We start from the raw sequence: 22,606 nt of genomic DNA on the forward strand, positions 1-22,606 counted from the left end.
CCGGTCAGGGTCCCGGCGTCGCGCGCAGGGCGCCGGGCCTGGCCAGCGCGGCGGCGGCCGTCCGGGCGGCCGGGCGGCCCAGCGCGGCGCGCGAGGTCTCCCGCAGCAGCACCGCGGCCCGGAACGCGGCCGTGGCGAGGGGGCCGTGCCGGCGCCGGTACAGCCGGACGCGGTTGAGGGTGAGCAGGGTCCACAGGCGGGGGGAGACCTGGGAGTCGCCGCCCAGGTGGACGGCCTCGGCGGTCGGCTCCAGCCTGGTGGCGAAGCCCCTGTCCCGCGCCCGCAGGCAGTACTCGGTCTCCTCCGAGTACAGGAAGAACGACTCGTCCCACCGGCCGCAGACGGCCAGGCAGTCGGCGGACACGGCCATGAGCGCGCCGGTCGCCCAGTCCGCGCGGGTGGGCTCCCGGTACGCGGCGGGGTCGGTGACGATCTCGCTGAGCGCCGGGAAGCGGCCGGCCCGGGTGTTGCCGATGACCGCCTCGCCGAGCGCCCGCAGCACGCTCGGCTCCCGGCGCAGCGAGTGCTGGGGCGCCCGGCCGTCCTCCTCGTACAGCAGGGGGACGGTGATGCCGACGCCGTCGCCGAGGCCGTCGACGAGGCGTTCGGCGCAGCCCTGCCGCATCCGGACGTCGGGGTTGCAGATCAGTACGGCCCCGTGGTCGCCGGCGGCGTCCAGCGCGGCGTTGATCCCGGCCGCGTACCCGGCGTTGCGGCCGGTCTCCACGACGACCGCGTCGGGGGCCAGGGTCCGCAGGAGGCCGACGGTGTCGTCGCAGGAGTCGTTGTCGGCGACGACCAGGCGCCAGTCGAGGCCGGCCATGCCTTCGGGCAGGGCGGCGAGGAACCCGGGGAGCACCGGGGCGCTGTTCCAGGTGACGACGAGGACGGCGACGGGGCTCATCGGGACTCCGCGAGTTCGGGAAGCGGGGCTTCGGGTGCCTTACGGGGCGCGGGGACGGCGGCGGCCGCTTCGCGGCGGATGAAGCCGAGGTAGCTGCCGCCCGCGCCGAGGATCAGGAAGAACATGCCCGCGTACATGGGGAAGCTGAGCGCGTCGAAGGTGGCGCTGATGACCAGGGCGACCAGGGCGGAGGCGAGGAACGCCTGGCCGAGTTCGCGGTCCGACTCGGTGCGGGCGAGCCTGCGGACGGCGCCGCCGGTGTGGATCTGGGTGACGATCAGGGCGAGGAAGGCGAGCAGTCCGGCGATGCCCATCTCGGCCAGGATCAGCATGTACTCGTTGTCCGTGAAGAAGTACAGGTCGGGGGTGAAGGTGCCGAACCCGCGCCCGAACCAGGGGTGTTCCTCCAGGTAGGGGACGATGGCGCCGTACTTCACGGTGCGGGCCTGGGTGCTGCTGTCGGAGTCGGACAGGAAGCTGGCGAACAGGTTGGTGATGGTGCCGATCAGCCCCGGCACGATCACCTTGAAACAGGCCACCGAGCCGAGGATCAGGCCGATCGCGGCCCAGCGGCGCTGCGGCTTCCAGCGGGGCACCAGCACCAGGATCGCGATGAACGCGCCGACGATGGAGGTCCGGGACACCGTCAGCGGCAGGGCGCCCGCCATGACGGCGACGGGTCCCCAGCGGCGCAGCGCGCCGGCGTGCCGGCGCACCGGGTCGAACGCCTGGTGGACGGCGAAGGGGACCAGCAGGGCCAGCATGCCGCCGAACTCCAGCGGGTGGGCCGTGGTGGAGCGCGGCCGGGTGAAGGAGCCGCGGTCCATGGCGCTGATCCCGGCGCTGCTGGACTGCAGGCCGGGGATGCTGAAGGAGTCGGCGACGTTGGTCGCGGCGAAGAAGTCGTAGTAGCCGATCAGGGCGACGACCGTGCCGAGGACGACGAGCCGCCGCATCAGGGTCTCCAGCCGGTCGCGTTCCTGGATGCCGGCCGAGACCAGCACCACCAGCGCCACCCACACCAGGAGTCCGATGAGCCCGCGGTCGGCGCCGAGGATCTCCTTGTGCGCGCTGCCGCGGGTGGCGGCGGCCAGGTACGACATCAGCACGGCGGCGGCGAGGGCGCACATGGCCACCCGCGGCAGTCTGGTGCCCTCGGCGGGCAGGATGCGTCCGCCGAGCCAGGTGGCGAGGTACCACAGCAGGCCCAGCAGGGCGAAGACGTTGGCCGGGGTGCCGACGCCGCCCAGCGCGGGCAGGGTCAGGTTGGACGGCACGAAGACGGCCAGGACCAGATAGCCGGTCAGGACCGTCGTGGCGTCGAGCCTGCGCACCAGCAGGCCCTTGGGCCGCTCCGGTGGCCGGGCGCGGTGGCGGCGGGGCACGTATCCGGCCAGGGCGCGGCCCCGGCGGCGGACCACGGCGACGCCCTCGGCCAGGATGGACAGCAGGAACGCGGCCACCAGCCCGACGATGACGACCGCCGCGATCCCCTGGTAGCGGCTCTTGGACCGGGAGACGGGGGTCTGCGGCTGGACCACCGGCGCGGACTGCACCGCGTACACCGAGGGCACCTTCGAGGCGTTCTGGAGGGCGGTCAACTGCTCCCCGGCGAACGCGGTGAGGGCGGTGGTCTCCCGGTACACCTTCGCCCGGTCGGTGCCGGACACGCCGAGGGTGAGCAGCGGGCCGTCGGCATCGGCCGCGAAGGCGACCGTGTACGGGTCCGTGACGCCCCGGGAGCGCAGTTCCTTCGCCGCGTCGGCCGACTGCAGGGCCCGGATCAGCACGTCGGCGGTGACGACCAGCGGACCGCCCGCGTTGGACAGCGGGTTGCCGAAGGTGGGCGCGAGTTCGGCGGTCGCGGTGGAGTCCAGGAGCGTGACGGAACTCTGCGACTCGTAGGTCACCGGGACGGTCCGGTACAGGTACAGGCCCGCGAGCAGGCTGAACAGGGTCAGCGGGACGACGAAGTACCAGCGGCGGCGCATGATGGCCAGCAGGTCGGCAAGGCTCACGAGGACTCCCCCCGGACCCGTGCGGCGGGACCGGGCCGGTGGGCCCGCCCCCGGCACGAGCCGCGTGATTCGGTGGCGGCCGGCCCCGGCGCCTGCGAGGATCGGTGCCGACGGAAGGACTGCCCGTGTCGCCTCGTGACGTCGCCGAAGCGCTGCTCCGCCGCTGGTACGTACTGCTGCTCGGTCTGCTGCTGACCGCCGCCGGAGCCTATCCGGTCCTGCATCCGGCGCCGCGGTACCTGAGTTCGGCGGTGGTCGTGCTCAAGCCGCCCGTGACGGGGAACCAGCCCAATCAACTGACCAATCTCCAGCCGCCGCTGGCCACCTTCTCCTACGGGGTCGTCCAGCAGCTCCGATCCCCCGCCGGACGCGCGGAACTGGCCGCCGCGGGGGTGCGGGGGCCCTACGAGCTGATCCCGCGCAACAGCGGCACCAGTGCCACACCGCAGTACCTGATCCCCTCGCTCCAGGTGCAGGCGCGAGGCGCCGCTGCCGCCGAGGCGGACGCGATGGTCCAGCGGGTCATCGACGTCTACACCCGGCATGTGACCGGCATCCAGCAGGCCCAGGGCATCGCCCCCCGTACGCGGATCATCGCCTCGGTGCTGGTCGCGCCGAGCGCCGTGCCGGTGGTGGGCGACCGGACCCGGGCCCTGGCCGGTACGGCGCTGCTGGGCGGGACCGCCTCGGTGCTGGGGGCGCTGTGGTGCGACCGGTGGGCGCGGCGCCGCGGCGCGGGGCGCGGCGGGCGGCCGGAGCCGGTCCGCCGGGCCGGCCGGGTTCCGGTGGCGGGCTGAGCCGGACCGCCGCCGCATCAGATGCCGCGCCGCTTCCAGGACTCCCACCACAGCCGCTCCCGGCCGCGTTCGGCCACCGCCGACCAGATCAGCGGCTGGAGGTAGGGCATGGCCCGCGGGCCGATCCGCCGGCGCAGGCGCAGCGCGCGGTACTCGGGCAGTTCCCGGTAGCCGGGCAGGCAGCGCTCGGCGAACGCCACGCACTCCTCGACCGGGACGACGGCGGTGCGGCCCCGGTCGTAGGCGCGGTAGGCGCGGCGCAGGGCGAAGCGGGCCAGCCGGGTGTGGACCTGCTCGGCGAGGCGGTCGGCGTGCGGCAGCCTGTCGCCGCACTTGGCGAGCACGGAGTCGAAGGCGACCAGCCGCTGGCGCAGGTCGTCGAGCTGCCCGCCGAAGTCGGTGGTCGACATGTTGTCGCCGTGCACCCGGTAGTAGGCCTGGTCGGCGCCGCGTACGTATCCGACGTCGGCGTGGGCGGCCAGCCGCATCCACATCTCGATGTCACCGGCGTGCGGGAGGGCGGGGTCGTAGCCGCCGACCTCGCGCTGGAGGCGGGTGCGGACGACGACCTCCGGTGAGGTGATGCAGCCGGTGCCCTCGCGGAACCGGCGCTCCAGCCACCACTGCCCGGGGTAGACGACCGAACCGGTGCCGCGGGTGCGGGCCTTCGGCAGCGGTCCGCCGTGCCGGAAGCGCAGCGGCCGCCCGTAGGCGAACCCCGCCTCCGGGTGGGCGTCGAGGAGGGCGGCGGCCCGGACCAGGGCGCCGGGCACCAGCCGGTCGTCGGCGGAGAGCAGGGCCACGTAGTCGCCGTCGGCCCACTCCAGCAGGCCCTCGTTGTAGGTGGCGATGTGCCCCTTGTTGGTGCGGTGGACGCGGACCTCGATCCGCGGGTCGGCGGCGGCCAGCTTCCGCGCGACCTCCGCCGAGTCGTCGGGCGAGGCGTCGTCGATGACGAGCACCCGGACATCGACGCCGTCCTGCTCGTCGAGGACGCTGCTCAGGCAGTCGGCGAGGAAGTGGCCGTACTTGTAGCAGGGGATGACGACACTGACGCTGCTCATCGTGGGAGGCCAATCAGTTCTTCGGGCGGCGGACGGACTCGGCGGTCAGGTCCCAGCTCCGGGACTCCACCGTCTCGCGGTGTCCGTCCCGGGCCTCGACCGCCACCCGGAACCGGGTGCCGTCCGGGAGCGGCGCGGACAGGTGGACGGTCGCCCTGCGGGTGGCCCGGTCGTAGGAGGTGACGGCCTCGACGCGGAGTTCCTCGGCGGCGTCCCGGTGGGCGCCGGGCAGGATGTCCAGGTCGGCCCGTACCGAGGACACCTCGGCGTCGTCCGGCACGGTCACCGTCAGCGGATGCGCCGCGTCTGCGGTGTACGTCACCGTGGACCCGGTCGGCTCCGCGGAGCCCTCCGCCGCCAGCGAGGCGCCCGGATCGTCGGCGGTGAAGACGGGGCCCACCCAGTAGTTCGCGGAACCGTAGGAACCGGTGGGGAAGGCGGGGGCGGCGCCGTACTTGTAGCGCCCGTTGGGATGGGCGGCGGTGTCGGCGGTGGCGGTCAGCGGATAGGACTGGTGGGCGGAGGCGAAGTAGCCGCCGTCGACCGCGTATCTGCCGTTGGGCGCGTGGTAGGAGGCGACGTAGGCGGTGCCCGCGGTGACCTTGACCGGGGTGGCGAAGACCAGGGTCTGCCAGCCGGAGGCCGTCTCGTTGACGAAGGTGCCGCCGGCCAGGAGCGTGCCGTCGTCGGACCACAGGCTGCCGGTGTGGGTCCCGGTGTTGCCGGTGCCCTTGTAGAAGGTGACGCCGGTGATCCAGCCGGCGGCCGAGGAGGTGAACCGGGTGCCCAGCTCCACGGAGTTGGTGTCGGCGGTCATGTCGGTGACGGCCGGCTCGGCGGAGGGGCCCCACAGCGTGCAGGGGCAGGTGACCGGGGGCGGGGTGGAGCTGGTGGTGAACGACCAGGTCACCGGCTCGGTCATGGTGTTGCCCCAGACGTCGGAGGCCCGTACGGAGGCGGTGTAGGCGGTGTGCAGGGACAGTTGGGTGGACGGGGTGAAGGTCACCCGGTCCGCCGCGGTCACCTTCACGGTGCCCGGCACGGTGTTGCCGCCGGGGTCCTTCACGGTGAACGCCAGTCCGTCGGAGTCGACGGCCGCGCTGAGCACGGCCGACACCGAGGCGGTGATCGAGGTGTCGGTGGCCCCGGAGGTCGGGGAGGTGGAGATGACGGTGGGCGGGGTGGTGCTCGCCGTCGAGGTGTCCAGCACGACGTCGACCCAGTAGTTGCTGCCGTCGGACTGGGTGGACGGGAAGGTGCTGGCCGAGCCGTACTTGTAGACGCCGTTGCCGCCGTCGGTGCCGGACTTCAGGGCGGTCAGCGGCGCCAGGCCGGCGTCCTTGCCGGCGAAGTACCCGGCGTCGTAGGAGTAGCCGCCCTTCGGTGCGAAGTAGGAGGCCACGTAAGTGGTGTTGGCCTTGACGGTGACCGGGGTGGCGAAGTTCAGCGTCTGCCAGCCGGAGGCCGTCTCGTTGCCGAAGGTGCCGGTGGCCAGCCTGGTGCCGGAGGCGCTCCACAGGCTGCCGGTGTGGGTGCCGGTGTTGGCGGGCGACTTGTAGAACCGCACCCCGGTGATGGAACCGGCCACCGTGGTGCGGAACTTGACGCCCAGCTCCACCGAGCTGCCGTCGCCGGAGTTCAGGGTGCCGGGCACGGACGAGGCCGGCCAGACGGTGCAGGGGCAGGTCTGGGGGCCGACGGTCAGCGGGATCGTGGTGACGGAGCCGATGTTGGAGCTGTCGTCGACCGCGCGGACCCTGAGGGAGGCGGTGCCGGGGGCGGTCGGGGTCCAACTGTAGGACCAGGAGGTCAGTCCGGTGGCGGCCTTCCAGGTCGTCCCGCCGTCGGTGGAGACCTCCACGCGGGCCACCACGCCGCCGGTGTCGGTGGCGGTGCCCTTGATGGTGACCGGTTTCAGGGCCGGTACGGTCGCCCCGGCGCTCGGCGCGGTCACGGTGACGGCCGGTCCGGTGGTGTCGGTGGTGGCGGTGGCGGCGGTGAGGTTGCTCTGCCGGGTCAGCGGCTGGACGCCCATGTCGGCCAGGACGTTGACGGTCGCCTGCTGCATCCGGGCGTCCTCGGTCACCACGGTGTCCTCGGGGTCGTAGGTGGGGATGTTGGTCAGCCCCCACGACCACTGCACGGTCCCGGTGCCGAACACCAGGGCCTTGGAGTCCTGGTCGCGGAACTGGACCAGGCTGTGGGTGGCGGTGCCGTTGCCGTAGACGTTGCCCCAGTCCAGGCGGAGCTTGCCGTCGTCGATGTCGACGGTGGTGGAGGACACGTCGATCGCCCCGGCGGGCCGGGTGCCGTTGTCGATGTCGCTGTCCCACTCGTAGCCGAGGGTGCCGGTCGGGAAGGTGGCGGTCTGGCTCGCGCCGAGGCCCGCGATGGAGGTGTTGCGCCAGATCCGGTTCCTGCCGTAGGAGCCGGGCACCGTGATGGCGTCGGCGCGGTAGCCGTTCACCGTGAACATGGAGCCGGTGAGGATGTTCGGCGGCTGGTAGCTCTGCCCGTACTGGGTGCTGGCCGGGTCCATCCAGGTGCCGGTCCAGGTGCCGCTGGGGTCGGCGATCCCGTTGTTCTGCGCCATCTTGGTCATCTTGTAGCAGACCAGGGTCCGGTTGGCGGTGTTCGTGCCGTCGTTGCTCGGGGCCAGCCGGGTCTTCCAGAAGACCTCGTTGCCGCTGAAGAAGCCCTGCCGCACACCGGTCTTCCGGGCGTTGAGCACGTTGGTGTACTGGCTCTGCGTCCAGTACTCGTCGTGGCCGGAGGAGATGTACACCTTGTGCTTCTTCAGCAGGGTGGCGCCGTTGACCGACACGTCCACGCCGGACAGATAGCTGACGTCGTAGCCGTTGCGTTCCAGCCAGGACAGCATCATGAACTCGGAGCCGTAGATGCCGTTGTCGCCGCCGATGTCCAGCGGCCGGTTGTAGCTCACCTCGTAGGCCCGGCCGTCCGGCGCGGGTCCGGCGCCGCCGTACAGGTCCTGGCCGCCGTAGTCGTTGTACGCCTGCCAGGTCTGGTCGCTGGTCTGCACGACGATGTCGGAGGTGGAGCCGTCGTCGCGGACGACGAACGGGTACGGCATCATCCCGTCGCCGTCGGCCTGCGCGAGGTTGGCGATGTACAGGCCGGAGACGGCGTCGGCGGGCACGGTCCAGGTGGCGGTCACCGGCCAGTTCCCGCAGTCGACCAGACCGGTGCTGCTCTTGGGCAGGCAACTGGCCGGTTTGGTGAGGTAGTTGGCCGAGTACGTCACGGCCGCCTGGGCAGCCGTGGACATCCTGCGCGCGCCGTCGCCGCCGTACCAGCCCAGACGGTAGACCTCCACGTGGTACGGCACCGGCGACTGCACCTTGAACTGGACGGTGTCACCGGCCCGCACGCTCTCCTTGGTGGCGAACCCCTTGATGTCGCCGTAGGCGTTGGGCGCGAACCAGTCGGTGGTCGGGTTGCCCGGTTTGGAGTTCTCGCAGACGATCGGGTTCGAACCCGTGCCGCAGGGGTCGGCCGCGGCCCGCGCCGAACCGGCCGGCGGGAGCACCGCCCAGATCAGCGCCGCCACGACGGCCAGGCGGGTGCCCCTGATCCGTCTCATCCATCTGTTCATGCGTACCTCTCAGCGCTGCTGCGCGGGCCGTGCCGGGTGGAGCGGTGGGACCGAGCGGGACCGGTCAGCGGCCGAGCGCGCGGGCGAGGACGTCCACCACACGCTGCTGCTGGCCGGGGGTGATCTGCGGGTAGAGCGGCAGGGACAGCATCCGGTCCGCCGCCCGCTCGGCGTGCGGGAAGTCGCCCCGGGCGTACCCGAGATGCCGGTAGGCCGGGGTGAGGTGGACCGGGTCGGGATAGTGCACCCCGGCGCCGATGCCCTCGGCGGCCAGCTTGCCGACCACGGCGTCCCGGTCGGCGCCGGTGACCTGGACGACGTACAGGTGCCGGACGTGGAGGTTGCCGGGCGCGGTGACCGGCAGGACGACCCGGCCGGCCGCGGCGAGGCCGGCGAGCAGCGCGTCGTAGCGGGCGGCGGCCGCGCGGCGGGCCGCGTTGCCCTCCGCCAGCCTGGCCAGTTTGGCGCGCAGGACGACGGCCTGGAGCCCGTCGAGGCGGCTGTTGAAACCGGGGACGTCGTGGCGGTACTTGGCGACGCCGCCGTGGTTGGCGGTGGCGCGCACCAGGCCGGCCAGTTCCTCGTCGTCGGTCAGGACGGCGCCCGCGTCGCCGTAGGCGCCGAGGTTCTTGCCCGGGTAGAAGCTGGTCGCCGCGACGCCGCCGCTGCCCGGGGTCCGGCCGTCGCGCTCCGCGCCCTGGCACTGCGCGGCGTCCTCGACGATCCGGACGTGTCCGGGCAGCCGGTCCGCCAGGGCGGTGACGTCGGCCATCTGCCCGTACAGGTGGACGGGGACGACCGCGCGGGTGGCCGGGCCGACCGCGGCGAGGGCCGCCTCGGGGTCGAGGAGCAGGGTGTCGGGCAGGCAGTCGGCCAGGACCGGGCGGGCGCCGATGCGGGCCACCGCGCCGGCCGTGGCGATGAAGGTGTTGGCGGGCACCACGACCTCGTCGCCGGGGCCCACCCCGACGGCGCGCAGGGCGAGTTCCACCGCGTCGGTGCCGTTGGCGACGCCCACGCAGTGCGCGACACGGCCGAAGTCGGCGTACTCGCGTTCGAAAAGGCGGACCTCCTCGCCGCCGACGAACGCGGTTCGGGCCAGCACCCGTTCGAATCCGGCGCGTACCTCGTCGGCGACCTCCTCGTGGGCCGCCTTCAGGTCCACCAGCGGTATCCGGTTCATCTGACAGGTCCCCCCTGTACGTGCGCGGTGCGCGTGTCGAGTTCGGCGAGCGCCGGCGCGGGCGCGGCGCGCAGCCTGCGGGCCGGGCTGCCCACCCAGACCTCGCCCGGCGGTACGTCCGCGAGCACGCCGCTGCCCATGCCGATCAGCGACCAGTCGCCGACCGCGGTGCCCTCCCTGACCAGCGCCCCGGAGGCCACGTAGACGCCCCGCCCGAGCCGGACGCGGCCGCCCAGGCGGACCCCGGAGGCGAGGGTGGCGAAGTCCTCGACCACGTCGTCGTGGGTGAGCACGGTCCCCGGCATCACCGCGACGTGCGCGCCGACGCGTACCGCGGCGGTCAGCACGCACTGGGCGAGCAGCACCGAGCCGGGCCCGACGACCGAGGTGGCGGAGAGGGACGCCGTCGGGTGGACGACGGTGGCGTACCGCTCCTCGGGCAGGCCGAGGCGCCGGACCAGGCGGGCGCGGGCCGCGTAGTCGCGGACGTTGCCCACGCAGATCACCACGCGGGCCCCGGGCATCCGGTGGACCAGGCCGCAGTCGCCGAGGACGGGTACGCCGTCCACCTCGGTGCCGTGCAGGGCGGGGTCGTCGTCGAGGTGGCCGAGCAGCGTGAACCCGCCCGTGGCGATGGCCGCCTGGGCGGTCTCCCGGGCGAATCCGCCGGCGCCGACGATCACCAGCTCGGTCATCGCCGGGCCGGTCCGGCCAGGGCCGCCACGACCCGGTCCTGCTGGGCCTCGGTCATGGTGTGGAACAGCGGCAGGATCAGCGAGTCGCGGCTGAGGCGTTCGGTGACCGGCAGGGGCGCGGCCGGGTGGTCGGCGTAGGCGGGTTCGAGGTGGGCCGCCATGATGCCGCGCCGGGCGGAGACACCGGCGTCGGCGAGCGCGCCGAGCAGCCCGTCCCGGCCGCCGGGGAAGTCCTCGTCGAGCAGCACCCAGTAGGACTGGAAGTTGCCCTGCCCGTGCGCGGGGTCGCGCACCGGGGTGAGGCCCCGGACGTCGCGCAGCAACCGGTCGTAGCGGGCGGCGAGTTCGCGGCGGCGGGCGATCATCGCGTCGAGCCTGCCGAGCTGGACGAGGCCGACGGCGGCCTGGATGTCGGTCATCCGGTAGTTGAAGCCGACCTCCAGGTAGCTCTCCAGGACGGGCTTGTCACTGGCGTGGCGCTCGGCCGCCGAGGCGTTCATGCCGTGTTCGCGCAGCCTGCGCAGCCGGGCCGCCCGTTCGGCGTCGTCGGTGGTGACCATGCCGCCCTCGCCGGTGGTGACCAGCTTGCGGGGGTGGAAGGACCAGGCGGCGAGCAGCGCGCCGTGGCCGACGGGCTTGCCGCCGACGGTGGCGCCGATGGCGCAGGCCGCGTCCTCCACCAGGGGCAGTTCCCAGTCGGCGCAGGCGGCGCGCAGCGCGTGCACATCGGCCGGGACGCCGCCCTGGTGGACGGCGAGGACGGCCTTGGTGCGGGGGGTGCGCACGGCGTCGACGGTCGCCGCGGTCACGTTGCCGGTGGCGAGGTCGACGTCGGCGAAGACGGGTTCGGCGCCCACGTACCGTACGGCGTTGGCGGTGGCGATGAACGACAGCGAGGGCACCACCACCTCGTCGCCGGGCCCGATGCCGAGCACGACCAGCGACAGGTGCAGGGCGGTGGTGCAGGAGCTGACGGCGACGGCGTGCTCGGCGCCCACCCGCTCGGCGAAGGCCCGCTCGAAGGCCGCGACCCTGGGGCCCTGGGCGACCCATCCGGACAGTACGGCGTCGGAGGCGGCCCGTGCCTCCTCCTCGCCGAGCCAGGGGATCATGACCGGGATGCGGTCCGCGGCGCTCACTGGGCCGTCTCCCGCTCCGCGCGCCACCACCGGACCAGGTCCTCCAGGCCGGTGCGCAGGTCGATCTCGGCGGTGAAGCCGAGCCGCTCGGCCGCCCGGGAGGTGTCCGCGAGCCGCCGGGTGACGCCGTTGACCGCGCGGGCCGGGCCGTGCTCCGGCTCCAGGCCCCGGGCGTCCATGGCCGCCAGCAGCGCTTCGGCCAGTTCCTTCAGGGAGGTCTCGGTGCCGCTGGCGATGTTGAACACCTCGTCGGTGAGGTCCGACTCGGCGGCCAGCACGTTGGCCCTGGCGATGTCGCGGACGTCGACGAAGTCCATGGTCTGGGTGCCGTCGCCGAGGATCAGCGGCGGTTCGCCCGCCTCGATGCGTTCCATCCAGCGGATGAGGACCTCGGTGTAGAGGCCGTGGATGTCCATCCGGGGGCCGTACACGTTGAAGTAGCGCAGCGCCACGTAGTCCAGGCCGTACATGGCGTGGAAGCTGCGCAGCATGCCCTCGTTGAACGCCTTGGCCGCGCCGTAGAAGGTGTCGTTGTTGTACGGGTGGTGGCGTTCGGTGGTGGGGAAGGTCTCGGCCGTGCCGTAGACGGACGCCGAGGAGGAGGCGACGACCTTGGCGACACCGGCCTCGGCCGCCGCCTCCAGCACGTTGAAGGTGCCGTCGACCAGGACCTCATTGGCGAGCCGGGGTTCCTCCGCGCACTGGGTGATGCGGATGGCGGCGAGGTGGAACACCAGGTCGGCGCCCTCGGTGACCTTCCGTACGGTGTCGGTGTCCCGGATGTCGCCCTCGACGATCTGCACGGCACCGCCGGCCAGGGCTCGGGCGAGGTTGGCGCGCCGGCCGCGGACGAAGTTGTCCAGCACCACGATCTCGCGGGCGCCGCCCGCCGCCAGGAGGTCGACGAGGTTGGAGCCGATGGTGCCCGCTCCCCCGGTGACCAGGATCTTCTTGCCTTCTACGGTGCTCAACTGCGGTGCCCTCTCGATGGGGTTGTCGGTGTTGTCCTCGACATGTGCGGTCAGTGGCCGGCGCGCAGGCCGACGACCGCGCCCTGGAACTGGAGGCTGCGGGAGGCCGCCTCCAGGATGTCCAGCACCCGCAGGCCCGCCCGGCCGTCGGTCAGCGGTGCCCGGCGTTCGCGGATGGCGTCGGCGAACTCCTCGACCATGGAGCGCAGCGCCTCCTTCTCGCCGAGGGCGGGGGCGACCATGTCCCCGGAGCGGTACGACACGAGCATGTCGCGGCGTTCGTCGACGCCGATCTCCTGCGGGGAGGCGAGGTCCACGCCCCGGTCGTAGACGGCCACCCGCTGGAGGGGGTTGAGGTCGTCCCAGAGCAGGGTGCGTTTGGCGCCGCCCACCATGGTGGTGCGGACCTTGGTCGGCGAGAGCCAGTTGACGTGCACGTGGGCGATGGCGCCCGTGTTCAGCCGGAGCGTCAGATAGGCGACGCAGGCGTGTCCGGCGCCGATCGGGTCGGCGCCGTGGGCGGCGACGGCGACCGGCTCGACGGTGTCGGGGAGAATGAAGTCCAGGATGGACAGGTCGTGCGGGGCGAGGTCCCACAGGACGTCGATGTCCCGCTGGACGAGTCCGAGGTTGATGCGGACCGAGTCGACGAAGTGGATCTCGCCGAGTTCGCCGGAGCGGACCGCCTCCCGGATGCGGCCCACGGCGGGGGTGTAGCAGTAGGTGTGGTCGCACATGAGGGTCAGGCCGCGCTCCGCCGCCTCGGTGACCAGGCGCATCCCGTCGGCGTAGGTCGCGGCGAGGGGTTTCTCCACCAGGACGTGCTTGCCGGCGCGCAGGGCGGCCAGGGCGATGTCGAGGTGGGTACCGGCGGGGGTGGCCACGGCGACGGCGTCGACCTCGGGGTCGGCGAGGACGGCCGCGTAGTCCGCGGTGGCCTGGACGGTGGAGTAGCCGCCGAGCACGCGCCGCGCCCGTGCCACGTCGAGGTCGCACAGGTGGCGCAGCCGGAAGCGGTCGCTGGCCTGGAAGTTGCGCACCAGGTTGGGGCCCCAGTAACCGGCGCCGACGACGGCGACCCCCAACGGCTGCGGTGTCACGTCTGTCTTCTTTCCTCGGTCCATCAGTAGGCCCCCGTTCCGCGCACCACCGCGGACCCGGTGCGCGCCAGGATCGACAGGTCGAGGCCCATCGACCAGTTGTCGACGTATCCGAGGTCGAGGCGGACGGCCTCGTCCCAGGGCAGGTCGGAGCGGCCGCTGACCTGCCAGAGCCCGGTGAGGCCGGGTTTGACGAGCAGCCGGCGCCTGAGGTCCGGCGGGTAGCCCTCGACCTCTTCGGGCAGCGGCGGGCGCGGGCCGACGAGCGACATGTGGCCGCGCACCACGTTGAGCAACTGCGGGAGTTCGTCGAGGGAGCTGCGGCGCAGCAGCGAGCCGACGCGGGTGATACGCGGGTCTGCCTTGACCTTGAACAGCAGGCCGTCGCTGTTCTGGTTGAGGTGGGCCAGCTCCGCCCGGAGCACCTCGGCGTCGGTGCGCATGGTGCGGAACTTGAGCATCGTGAAGTGATCGCCGTAGCGGCCCACGCGCTGCTGGCGGAAGAAGGCGGAGCCGGAGCTGTCCAGCTTGACCACGAGGGCGATGAGCAGCATGGGCAGTGCCAGCAGCAGCAGGAGTACGGCGGCGCAGGCGCGGTCCAGCAGTTCCTTGGGCAGCCGGGCGGCTCCCGAGAGCCGGGGCGCCTTGATCCGTACCAGGGGTACGCCGCCAGCGGGCCGGACCGCCAGCCGGGCCGCGGCGATGTCGGCGAGCATGGGCACCAGCAGGAAGTCGACGCCCTGCGCGGCGGCCGTCCAGGACATCCGGCGCAGCACCGAGGCGTCCAGTCCGGGCGCGGGGAACACCACGACGGTGCCGATGCCCAGGGCCCGGACCACGTCGCTCATGTCGCCGATGCCGCCGAGCACGGGCAGTCCCGCCTTGCGGATCTCCGAGGCGTTCTCCGGGTCGCTCAGGCACACCCCGGTGACCTGGAGTTCCTGGACGCCGCCGCGGCGCAGCACGGCGACCAGTTCCAGGATGTCGCGCGCCGGGCCGACCAGCAGGGCCGAACTGCGCTCCCGGCCCCGCGCCCACCGGCGGTGCAGCCGGCGGCGCAGCGCCCAACGGGCCGCCGGGGCCATCGCGGCGAGCGGCAGCGCGGCGACGGCCGTGTCGTGGAGCAGGTCCGGATCGTGGGTGAACAGCCAGTACACGGCGGCGGCCAGGGCCGGCAGCGCCAGGGCGGCGCGCAGCACCCGCCGGTACTCCTCGGTGCCCAGACCCAGCACACAACTGTCGTAGGAACGATGGGCGAACATCATGACGATCCATGTCGGCGGCAGCACCAGGGCCACCGTCCACCGGCCGTAGGTCCCATGGATCGCCAGGGACGCGGTCACGGCCACCAGGCCGTCCGCCACCAGCAGCACCGTCCGGTACTTCCGCTCCCAGGGTCTTCGGCGAGCTTCCGGACGTCTGTGTTCCACTTCCACCGGCTCGTGCGTGACCTCAATGGTCATGGCCCCCACCACACGCGCAGCTCCCCCCGACCACGAGCATGCGGAACGTAGGTCACACGTCCGCAGCCAGGGCTGGATCGGTACCGATGTGTCTCCTCCACACCCCGGCACCGACATACGAGACAGCCTTAGCGGTTCCCCAACCGCCGCCTGGCCCTTGCAAGTTGGCACATCCTTGCTCGCGCGCCGGCTTCGAGGGCCGCGCCATGGCATGCCATGCGCGACACGTTCCCCTCCCCGACTCCGGCCCAGCGCACGTCAATCTAGACTATTGACCGCAGTCGCGGGAACAGTTGGACGAAACCCACCTCGCGGGGGCCCGGCCGACCGCATACTGCCGAGGTGACGAGCATTGTGATCCCGGCGCACAACGAGGCGCGGGTGATCGGCCGGCTCCTGGACGCGCTGCTGGCCGACTCCGGCGAGGACGACACCGACATCGTGGTCGTGTGCAACGGCTGTACGGACGACACCGCCCGGATCGCCGCCGGACACGGCCCGCGCGTCCGGGTCGTGGAGATCCCCGCCCCCTCCAAGCACGCCGCCCTGCGCGCGGGCGACGAGCACGCCCTCGGCTTCCCCCGGCTCTACGTGGACGCCGACGTCGTGCTCACGTCCGCCGGCGTACGGGCCCTGACCGGGCCGCTGGCCGACGACGCCTGCGGGGTCCTCGCCACCGCCCCCGCGCGCCGCATCCCGCTGGGCGGCTGCGCCTGGCGGGTGCGGGCGTACTACCGGGTGTGGCAGCGCCTGCCCGCCGTCCGCGAGGGCCTGTTCGGGCGGGGTGTCATCGCCGTATCCGAGGAGGGCCACGCCCGGATCGCCGCGCTGCCGCCGCTGATGGCGGACGACCTGGCCGCGTCCCTGGCGTTCGACCCCCGGGAGCGGCTCGTGGTCGACGCGGCCGAGGTCGTGGTCCGGCCGCCGCGCACCTGGCGGGACCTGATGAGACGGCGGGTCCGGGCGGCGGTCTCCACCACCCAGGTGGAACAGCGGCAGGGCCCGGACGGCGCGTCGGCGCGCACCGGCCCGGCCGACCTCGGGGCCATGCTCCGCCGGGAGCCGGAGCTGCTGCCCTGCGTGGCCGTGTTCCTCGCGGCGGCGCTGCTCGCCCGCCGCCGGGCCGCGCGGGCCGTCCGGGCCCAGGACTTCGACACCTGGCTGCGCGACGACAGCAGCCGGCAGAACTGAGCAGACCGCACGGGGAGTCTCCGTCCATGTACCTCACCGACCGCTCCGCCCCGCCGGCGGACACCGGACCGGGCCGAAGACGCGGCCGGCGGGCCCGGGTCGCCCCGGTCGTGCTGGTCCTCGGCACGGTCAGCCTGATCACCGACGTCTCCTCGGAGATGGTCACCGCCGTGCTCCCGCTCTACCTCGTCACCACCCTCGGCTTCAGCCCGATGGCGTTCGGCGCCCTCGACGGCGTCTACAACGGCGTCAGCGCGCTCGTCCAGCTCATGGGCGGCCATCTCGCCGACCGCGTCCGCGGCCACAAACTGCTGGCGGGACTCGGGTACGGGCTGTCCGCGCTGTGCAAACCGCTGCTGATGCTGGCCGGTTCCGTCGCCGCGCTCGGTACCGTCCTGGCGCTGGAGCGGACCGGCAAGGGCCTGCGCACCGCCCCCCGCGACGCGATGATCTCCCTGTCCACGCCGGTCGCCCACCAGGGCCGCGCCTTCGGTGTGCACCGGGCGATGGACACCACCGGGGCGATGCTCGGGCCGCTGGCCGCGTTCCTCGTCCTGGGCGCGGCGGCCGACGGCTACGACGCGGTGTTCGGCGTGAGCGCCTGCGTCGCCACGCTCGGCGTGCTCGTCCTCGTGCTGTTCGTGCCCGGTCGTCCCCGGCCGCCGGAGCCGGCCGGGGACGGGACCGGTCCGGCCGGTGCCCGGCCGCCCGTGCGACTGCGGGAGGCGGTGGCGCTGCTGAAGCTGCCCCGCCTGCGGGCGATCGCCTGCTGTGCCGCGCTGCTGGGGCTGACCACGGTCAGCGACGCGTTCGTGTATCTGCTGCTGCAGCGCCGGGCGGGCATCGGCGAGGAGTGGTTCCCGCTGCTGCCGCTGGGCACCGCCGTGGTGTTCCTGCTGCTGGCCGTGCCACTGGGCGCGCTGGCCGACCGGATCGGCCGGCACGTCGTGTTCCTCGCCGGACACCTGGGCCTGCTCACCGCCTACGCCCTGCTGCTGTGGGCCCCGGCCACCCCTGTGCTCGTCCCGCTCGTCCTCGCCCTGCACGGCGTCTTCTACGCCGCCACCGACGGGGTGCTCCCGGCCGCGCTGGCCGGGATCGTGCCCGAGCACCTGCGGGCCAGCGGCCTCGCGATCGTCGGCACCGGCCAGGCACTGGCCCGGTTCGGCTGCTCGCTGGGCTTCGGCGCGGCCTGGACGGTGTGGGGGGACGGCCCCGCGCTGGCCGCCTCCGCGATCGGCCTGCTGTGCTGCGCGGCCGTGGCCGGCCTGGTGCTGCGCCCCGCCCGCCCGGCCCGATGACCACCACCACCCGACCAGCAGCGAGGACCGAGATGACATCGCTACGCCGCCGCCTGTTCGTCCTCGTCGCGGCGGTCCTGGTGCTCGCGGGCGCGGCGACCGGCATGGTGCTGCGCGCCGCCGACCGCGCGGACCGCGCCGACCGGCCGCGGTCGGGCGACCCGGCCGTGACCGGTGGCCCGGTGTCCCTCGGGGGGCAGGACCGGCTGGCGTTCGTCAACGGCACCGCCGGCCCCCACCGCACGGCCGTCGCCACGGTGCCCGCCGCCGACCCGGACGGCGCCCGCACCGCGTCCGGCCTGAAGTGCGCGCGCTTCTACGCGGCGGCCGGCACCGGCGTCTGCCTCCAGTCCGACCCCGGTGTGCTCAAGCAGCGCAACCGCGCCCTGCTGCTCGACTCCCGCCTGCGCGTCGAGCGCACCTTCGCGCTCGCGGGGACGCCCAGCCGGGCCCGGGTCTCGCCCAGCGGCCGCTTCGCCGCCTGGACCGTCTTCGTCTCCGGCGAGTCCTACTCCTCGACGTTCTTCTCCACCCGGACCTCGATCCTCGACACCCGCACCATGCGGCTCGTGCCCAGCCTGGAGGACTTCTCCATCACCCTGGACGGCGAGCCGTACCGTGCCGCCGACGTCAACTTCTGGGGCGTGACCTTCGCGGCGGACGACGACACCTTCTACGCCACCCTCAACACCGCCGACAAGACCTACCTGGTCCGCGGTTCGGTCTCCGGCCGCTCGGTCACCACCCTCACCGAGAACGTGGAGTGCCCCTCGCTCTCCCCGGACGGCACCCGGGTCGCCTTCAAGAAGCGGGTGCTGTCCCGGACCGACCTGTGGCGCGAGTACGTCCTCGATCTGCGCACCCTGCGCGAGACCCCTCTCGCCGAGCGCCGCAGCGTCGACGACCAGGCCGCCTGGCTGGACGACGGCACCGTCGCCTACGCCCTGCCCACCGAGGGCGAGGTCGGCGGCAGTGACCTGTGGAGCGTGCCGGCGGACGGCACGGGCAGCCCACGACGGCTGCTCGCCGGGGCGTCCTCACCGGCCCCGCTGTGAGATTTTTCCGCCGGAGGACGGGTCGTTGTCGATCCGGCCCGGTCCCGTTCGACGTCATGGTGCGGGGCGCCCGGCCCCGCGACGATACGACAGGAACCGGCGAGGGACGACATGGGTCAACTGCTGAGGGTCATGAACTTCAACGTGTCGAGCGACGGCATCGGCGCCGGCGAGCACCAGAGCCTGGAGCGGCCGTTCGGTCTCGACCGGGCCGAGCGGCTGTTCTCCTGGGCCGGGGCCACCGCGAGCTGGCCGATGCGTACCGACTCCGGGGGCAGCCGGGGCCTCGACGACTACTTCACCCGGGACTTCGCCCGCGGCATCGGCGCCGAGATCATGGGCCGCAACAAGTTCGGGCCGCAGCGCGGGCCCTGGCGGGACCACCAGTGGCGCGGCTGGTGGGGCGAGGAGCCCCCGTTCCGCACCCCGGTGTTCGTCATGACGCATCACCCGCGTCCGTCGTTCACGCTCGCCGACACCACCTTCCACTTCGTCGCCGGTGCCCCGGTCACGGTCCTGGAACGGGCGCGGGAGGCGGCCCGGGGCCAGGACGTCCGGCTCGGCGGCGGGGTCGGCACGGTCCGGCAGTTCCTCGACGCCGGCCTCGTCGACACCCTGCACGTGGCGGTGGTACCGGTCGAGCTGGGCTCCGGGCTGCGGCTCTGGCGGTCCCCGGAGGAACTGCTCGACCGGTACCACCTGGAGGTGGTGCCCAGCCCGAGCGGCGTGACGCACCACCTGTTCTGGCGCAGGTGACGGGAGGGCCCCTCCCGTCACGGGTAGGTGTGGAAACCGGCCGAGCGCTTGCGGCCGGTTCGGCCCTCCTCGACCAGTTTCACGAGCAGCGGGCTGGGGAGGAAGCGGGGGTCCGAGGTGTGGGCGTGCAGTACGTGGAGGGTGTCGAGGACGGTGTCCAGGCCGATGAGGTCCGCGGTGGCCAGCGGGCCGGTGGGATGGCCGAAGCACTCCCGGAAGACCTGGTCGACGACCTCGGGGGTGGCGGTGCCCTCGTGGACCACGGTGGCCGCCTCGTTGATGGTGAGCATGAGGACCCGGTTGGTGACGAAGCCGGGCGCGTCGGAGACGACGATCGGGGACTTGCCGATGGCGGTGAGCAGACCGAGGGTCCGGCGCAGGGTCTCCTCGCCGGTCGTGGCCGCCCGCACCACCTCCACGGCGGGCCTGACGGCGGCCGGGTTCATGAAGTGGGTGCCCAGCACCCGGTCGGGGCGGGAGGTCACGGCGGCCAGCGCGGCGATGGGGATCGCCGAGGTGCACGACGCCAGCACGGTGTCCGGGGGACAGATCGCGTCCAGGGCCCGGAAGACCTCCTCCTTCACGGGCCGGCGCTCGACGGCGCACTCCACGACGAAGACGGCTTCGCCCAGTGCGGCCGGGTCGCCGGTCCACACGACGCGGGCGGCGGTCCCCGCCACGTCGGGCCGCTCGCCCCCGGCCAGGGCGGCGTGCAGCAGGCCGCGGCGCAACCGTGCCGGTGCCGTGGCGCGGGCCTCGGCGGACGGGTCGGTCACCGTCACGGGGTGGCCCGCGCGGGCGAAGCAGAGGGCGACTCCCACGCCCATCTGCCCGGCGCCGACAATGCCTACCGGGGGTTTGCTGCCGGTGGTCTCGGTCATGAGGGTGCTCCCGCGTCGGTGACGATCCGGACGTGTCCGGGCGGTGGGGGAAGGGGGCGGCCGGGGTCGTAGTCCAGCAGCAGCCGGCCGTCGTGTTCCTCGGCGGGCCTGAAGCCCGCGAAGCGCAGGGTGACCAGCATGATCCGGTTGACGTCGGTGGGGACGAACCAGGCACAGGGCCGCAGACCGCGCTCCAGGGCACCGCGCATCACGTGGTCGAGCAGCACCGAACCGACCCGGCGGGACATCACCCGGCAGGACATCAGCAGCAGGTGGAGTACGGCGCGACTGCCGGTGAACTCGGTGACGGACAGGCCGATCGTGCCGTAGTGCCCGAAGCGGTCCGTCAGGCCGGCGACCAGCACCTCGTGGTCGGGCGAGCGGGTCAGCTCCCGCAGCTCCCGCTCGTCGTAGGTGATGCCGGTGGTGTTGAGCTGGTGGGTGCGGACGGTCAGTTCGTGGGCTCGGGCTATGTCGTCCTCGGTGGCCCTGCGCAGGTTCAGGACGAGACCGAGGCCGGTCAGGAACTCCTCGGGCGTTCCGGCGAACTCCTCCTCGGCGGCGACCCGCCGGCGCTCCGCCTGGTACATGCGGCGGCGCATTCCGGCCTCGGGGGTGATCACGTCCGGGCGGAACTCCGGCAGGGCGGCCAGTTCGCCGGCCCGGCTCGCCGGGTAGCAGCGCACCTCGGGGAGCGCGGCGGCGACCTCGGCCCGTTCGAGGGGGTCGTTGTCGATGAAGGCGACGGTGTCCAGGCCGATGTTGAGGGCTTCCGCGATGCGCCGGACCGCCTGGGACTTCGCGCCCCAGCCGATCTCCAGGGCACAGAAGTAGTCGGCGAGGCCGTGGGCGCTCAGGTGGTCGTGCGCGGTGCCGTGGTCGCCCCGGCTGGCCACGGCCTGCAGGACGCCCCTGCGGTCCAGCGTCCGGATCGCCGTCACCGCGGCCGGCCGGGGCCGGGCCGCGTCGCCCTCGACGACGACCCCGTCCCAGACGGTGTCGTCGAGGTCCCACACCAGGCACTTGATCGTCGTCATGTCCCTCCTCAGGACGTCTCCGCAGGGCCGCCCCGACGCAGCGCGAGGTCCCCGATCTGGACCTCGGCCGCCTCCCGGGAGCCCTCGATGATCTGCATGATCCGCGCGTCCCGGAACAGCCGGCCGACCGCGCTGCCCGGCCCGCAGGCCGCGGCGCCGTGCAGTTGGAACGCGTCCTGGCTGACGGCGGCGGCGGCACCGGCGGCGGCGTACTTGGCGACGACCGTCTCCGCGGCCGCCGCGGGCGAGTTCCGGTCGCGCAGATCGGCGGCGTGGGCGCAGTGCAGCCTCGCGCTCGCGGTCGCGACCCGGGCCCGGCCGAGCACGGCCCGCACCGCCTCGTAGTCCGCGAGCCGCACGCCGGCCTGGGCGCGGTGTGCGGTGTGTTCGGCCGCGTACGCCAGGCAGGCGGCGGCGAGCCCGGCGCATCCCCACGCGACGGTGTGCCGTCCGTGGTCGACGGCGGTCGCGGCGACGTGGGACAGGCCGAACCCGGGCGGGGCGACGAGCGCGGCCTCCGGCACCCGTACGTCGTCGAAGGCGATGTGCGCCAGGTGCGCGGCGCGCATGCCGAAGGGTTCGGCGACCGGCTCCACGGTGATCCCGGGCCGGTCGGCCTCGACGAGCAGGGCGGCCGGCCGGCCGTCGAGCCGGCCGACGACGAGGAACACGTCGGCCAGCCGCCCGAAGGTCACCCATCTCTTGCGCCCGGTCACCCCCAGGCGGGAGCCGTGCCGTACCACCGCGGTGCTCAGCGCCGCGAGGTCGCTGCCCGCGCCCTCCTCGGTGGCCGCGAAGCCCGCCAGCCGGTCGCCGGCGGCCAGCGCGGGAAGCCAGTACGCCCGCTGCTCGTCGGTGCCCCAGCGCAGCAGCGCGGCCGCCACCATGCCCTGGACGGTGACGAGCCCGCGCAGCGCGCTGCACACACCGCCGAGCACGGCGCAGATCTCGCCCAGTTCCCGCGCGCCGAGGCCGCCGCCGCCGTACCGCGCGGGAAGGTCGGCGCCCAGCAGCCCGCCGGCGGCCATCGCCCGGACGACCTCGGCGGGGACCGCGCCGGCGTGGTCCCAGGCGTCGGCGTCGGCGCGCACCGCGTCGGCGAAGCCGGTGACGTCCATCAGGTCAGCCATCGGCCGGCTCCGGCGCGCCGCGTTTGCGGCTGACGAACGCCGCGACGCGGGACGCGGTACGGAAGTTGTCGAGGTCGAGGTCGTCCACCTCGACCTCGATGCCGAACAGCGTCTCCACCCGGGTGACCAGTTCGAGGGCGAGCAGTGAGTCGATCAGGCCCTCGGCGATGTAGTCCTGGTCCGGGGTGAGCTTCCGTCCGCCCGTCGCGGCGGAGAGGAAGGCGAGGATCTTGCCGGTGATCTCGTCGGTCATGGTCTGCGGCGAGGACATGACACTCCCATTCGTCGGAGTCTGCGTAGGTCGG

19 protein-coding genes are annotated in these 22,606 nt (G+C 73.5%); 5 read left to right on the forward strand and 14 right to left on the reverse strand.

Going from position 1 to position 22,606, the window contains the following annotated elements; all coding sequences use genetic code 11:
* Window positions 1-4 precede the first annotated feature (4 nt).
* On the reverse strand, window positions 5-904 hold the full coding sequence (locus ACFY32_RS30395; RefSeq protein WP_359201212.1) for a glycosyltransferase family 2 protein: 900 nt from the start codon (window positions 902-904) through the stop codon (window positions 5-7).
* On the reverse strand, window positions 901-2,922 hold the full coding sequence (locus ACFY32_RS30400) for an O-antigen ligase family protein (protein WP_390675972.1): 2,022 nt from the start codon (window positions 2,920-2,922) through the stop codon (window positions 901-903). Before ACFY32_RS30400 ends, ACFY32_RS30395 begins: the two co-directional genes overlap by 4 nt.
* 125 nt (window positions 2,923-3,047) lie before the next feature.
* Between ACFY32_RS30400 and ACFY32_RS30405 the strand changes: the two genes are divergently transcribed.
* A complete protein-coding gene (locus ACFY32_RS30405) occupies window positions 3,048-3,719 on the forward strand; it encodes a hypothetical protein (protein WP_359201216.1) in 672 nt (223 codons plus the stop codon).
* Window positions 3,720-3,736: 17 nt separating this feature from the next.
* On the opposite strand, the gene ACFY32_RS30410 is transcribed toward ACFY32_RS30405, so the two are convergent.
* The 8 genes from ACFY32_RS30410 to ACFY32_RS30445 all read right to left on the reverse strand — a co-directional run bounded on the left by ACFY32_RS30410 (window position 3,737) and on the right by ACFY32_RS30445 (window position 14,950).
* Window positions 3,737-4,783 carry a glycosyltransferase gene (locus ACFY32_RS30410; RefSeq protein WP_359201218.1) on the reverse strand — a complete coding sequence of 349 codons (1,047 nt, stop codon included), beginning with the start codon at window positions 4,781-4,783 and terminating at the stop codon, window positions 3,737-3,739.
* A gap of 13 nt (window positions 4,784-4,796) precedes the next feature.
* Window positions 4,797-8,387 carry a DUF4082 domain-containing protein gene (locus ACFY32_RS30415; RefSeq protein ID WP_359201220.1) on the reverse strand — a complete coding sequence of 1,197 codons (3,591 nt, stop codon included), beginning with the start codon at window positions 8,385-8,387 and terminating at the stop codon, window positions 4,797-4,799.
* A gap of 76 nt (window positions 8,388-8,463) precedes the next feature.
* A complete protein-coding gene (locus ACFY32_RS30420; RefSeq protein WP_359201222.1) occupies window positions 8,464-9,582 on the reverse strand; it encodes a DegT/DnrJ/EryC1/StrS family aminotransferase in 1,119 nt (372 codons plus the stop codon).
* Window positions 9,579-10,277 carry a NeuD/PglB/VioB family sugar acetyltransferase gene (locus ACFY32_RS30425; protein WP_359201224.1) on the reverse strand — a complete coding sequence of 233 codons (699 nt, stop codon included), beginning with the start codon at window positions 10,275-10,277 and terminating at the stop codon, window positions 9,579-9,581. Before ACFY32_RS30425 ends, ACFY32_RS30420 begins: the two co-directional genes overlap by 4 nt.
* Window positions 10,274-11,416 (reverse strand): DegT/DnrJ/EryC1/StrS family aminotransferase, encoded by a 1,143-nt coding sequence (locus tag ACFY32_RS30430; protein ID WP_359201226.1) that lies wholly within the window; start codon window positions 11,414-11,416, stop codon window positions 10,274-10,276. Before ACFY32_RS30430 ends, ACFY32_RS30425 begins: the two co-directional genes overlap by 4 nt.
* Entirely contained in the window at window positions 11,413-12,387 is a 975-nt protein-coding gene (locus ACFY32_RS30435; RefSeq protein ID WP_359201228.1) for an NAD-dependent epimerase/dehydratase family protein, read from the reverse strand. Before ACFY32_RS30435 ends, ACFY32_RS30430 begins: the two co-directional genes overlap by 4 nt.
* A 50-nt stretch (window positions 12,388-12,437) precedes the next feature.
* Window positions 12,438-13,487, reverse strand: coding sequence for a Gfo/Idh/MocA family oxidoreductase (locus ACFY32_RS30440; RefSeq protein WP_359201230.1), 1,050 nt, complete (start codon window positions 13,485-13,487; stop codon window positions 12,438-12,440).
* A gap of 23 nt (window positions 13,488-13,510) precedes the next feature.
* Window positions 13,511-14,950, reverse strand: coding sequence for an exopolysaccharide biosynthesis polyprenyl glycosylphosphotransferase (locus ACFY32_RS30445; protein ID WP_390675973.1), 1,440 nt, complete (start codon window positions 14,948-14,950; stop codon window positions 13,511-13,513).
* Between the two features lie 342 nt (window positions 14,951-15,292).
* Between ACFY32_RS30445 and ACFY32_RS30450 the strand changes: the two genes are divergently transcribed.
* From ACFY32_RS30450 to ACFY32_RS30465, 4 genes are all read left to right on the forward strand, one after another.
* Window positions 15,293-16,141, forward strand: a complete 849-nt coding sequence (locus tag ACFY32_RS30450) for a glycosyltransferase (RefSeq protein ID WP_359201234.1) — start codon at window positions 15,293-15,295, stop codon at window positions 16,139-16,141.
* 26 nt (window positions 16,142-16,167) lie between these two features.
* Window positions 16,168-17,442 (forward strand): MFS transporter, encoded by a 1,275-nt coding sequence (locus ACFY32_RS30455; protein WP_359201236.1) that lies wholly within the window; start codon window positions 16,168-16,170, stop codon window positions 17,440-17,442.
* 32 nt (window positions 17,443-17,474) lie between these two features.
* Window positions 17,475-18,497: a TolB-like translocation protein gene (locus ACFY32_RS30460; protein WP_359201238.1), complete on the forward strand. Its 1,023-nt coding sequence runs from the start codon at window positions 17,475-17,477 to the stop codon at window positions 18,495-18,497.
* Between the two features lie 111 nt (window positions 18,498-18,608).
* Window positions 18,609-19,253 (forward strand): dihydrofolate reductase family protein, encoded by a 645-nt coding sequence (locus ACFY32_RS30465; RefSeq protein ID WP_359201240.1) that lies wholly within the window; start codon window positions 18,609-18,611, stop codon window positions 19,251-19,253.
* Between the two features lie 17 nt (window positions 19,254-19,270).
* Here ACFY32_RS30465 and ACFY32_RS30470 read toward each other — a convergent pair whose 3' ends face one another.
* Genes ACFY32_RS30470 through ACFY32_RS30485 form a run of 4 tightly spaced genes read right to left on the reverse strand, consistent with a single transcriptional unit; the run spans window position 19,271 to window position 22,572 of the window.
* The gene (locus ACFY32_RS30470; protein ID WP_359201242.1) at window positions 19,271-20,134 is read right to left on the reverse strand and encodes a 3-hydroxyacyl-CoA dehydrogenase family protein; all 864 of its coding nucleotides are present in this window, start codon (window positions 20,132-20,134) and stop codon (window positions 19,271-19,273) included.
* Complete coding sequence (locus ACFY32_RS30475; RefSeq protein ID WP_359201244.1) at window positions 20,131-21,171, reverse strand: HAD-IIIC family phosphatase; 1,041 nt, start codon at window positions 21,169-21,171, stop codon at window positions 20,131-20,133. The genes ACFY32_RS30470 and ACFY32_RS30475 overlap by 4 nt, the downstream gene beginning before the upstream one ends.
* An 8-nt stretch (window positions 21,172-21,179) precedes the next feature.
* Window positions 21,180-22,301, reverse strand: coding sequence for an acyl-CoA dehydrogenase family protein (locus tag ACFY32_RS30480; RefSeq protein ID WP_359201246.1), 1,122 nt, complete (start codon window positions 22,299-22,301; stop codon window positions 21,180-21,182).
* Window positions 22,294-22,572, reverse strand: coding sequence for a phosphopantetheine-binding protein (locus ACFY32_RS30485; protein WP_359201248.1), 279 nt, complete (start codon window positions 22,570-22,572; stop codon window positions 22,294-22,296). The genes ACFY32_RS30480 and ACFY32_RS30485 overlap by 8 nt, the downstream gene beginning before the upstream one ends.
* Window positions 22,573-22,606 lie beyond the last annotated feature (34 nt).

The organism is Streptomyces sp. NPDC000134 (assembly GCF_042899225.1).
Classification (GTDB): Bacteria; Actinomycetota; Actinomycetes; order Streptomycetales; family Streptomycetaceae; genus Streptomyces.

Coding starts and splice junctions, on each gene's coding strand:
- ACFY32_RS30395 (WP_359201212.1), bottom strand. CDS start 904: ATGAGCCCCGTCGCCGTCCTCGTCGTCACCTGGAACAGCGCCCCGGTG.
- ACFY32_RS30410 (WP_359201218.1), bottom strand. CDS start 4,783: ATGAGCAGCGTCAGTGTCGTCATCCCCTGCTACAAGTACGGCCACTTC.
- ACFY32_RS30415 (WP_359201220.1), bottom strand. CDS start 8,387: ATGAGACGGATCAGGGGCACCCGCCTGGCCGTCGTGGCGGCGCTGATC.
- ACFY32_RS30420 (WP_359201222.1), bottom strand. CDS start 9,582: ATGAACCGGATACCGCTGGTGGACCTGAAGGCGGCCCACGAGGAGGTC.
- ACFY32_RS30425 (WP_359201224.1), bottom strand. CDS start 10,277: ATGACCGAGCTGGTGATCGTCGGCGCCGGCGGATTCGCCCGGGAGACC.
- ACFY32_RS30445 (WP_390675973.1), bottom strand. CDS start 14,950: ATGACCATTGAGGTCACGCACGAGCCGGTGGAAGTGGAACACAGACGT.
- ACFY32_RS30455 (WP_359201236.1), top strand. CDS start 16,168: ATGTACCTCACCGACCGCTCCGCCCCGCCGGCGGACACCGGACCGGGC.
- ACFY32_RS30460 (WP_359201238.1), top strand. CDS start 17,475: ATGACATCGCTACGCCGCCGCCTGTTCGTCCTCGTCGCGGCGGTCCTG.
- ACFY32_RS30465 (WP_359201240.1), top strand. CDS start 18,609: ATGGGTCAACTGCTGAGGGTCATGAACTTCAACGTGTCGAGCGACGGC.
- ACFY32_RS30470 (WP_359201242.1), bottom strand. CDS start 20,134: ATGACCGAGACCACCGGCAGCAAACCCCCGGTAGGCATTGTCGGCGCC.
- ACFY32_RS30475 (WP_359201244.1), bottom strand. CDS start 21,171: ATGACGACGATCAAGTGCCTGGTGTGGGACCTCGACGACACCGTCTGG.
- ACFY32_RS30480 (WP_359201246.1), bottom strand. CDS start 22,301: ATGGCTGACCTGATGGACGTCACCGGCTTCGCCGACGCGGTGCGCGCC.
- ACFY32_RS30485 (WP_359201248.1), bottom strand. CDS start 22,572: ATGTCCTCGCCGCAGACCATGACCGACGAGATCACCGGCAAGATCCTC.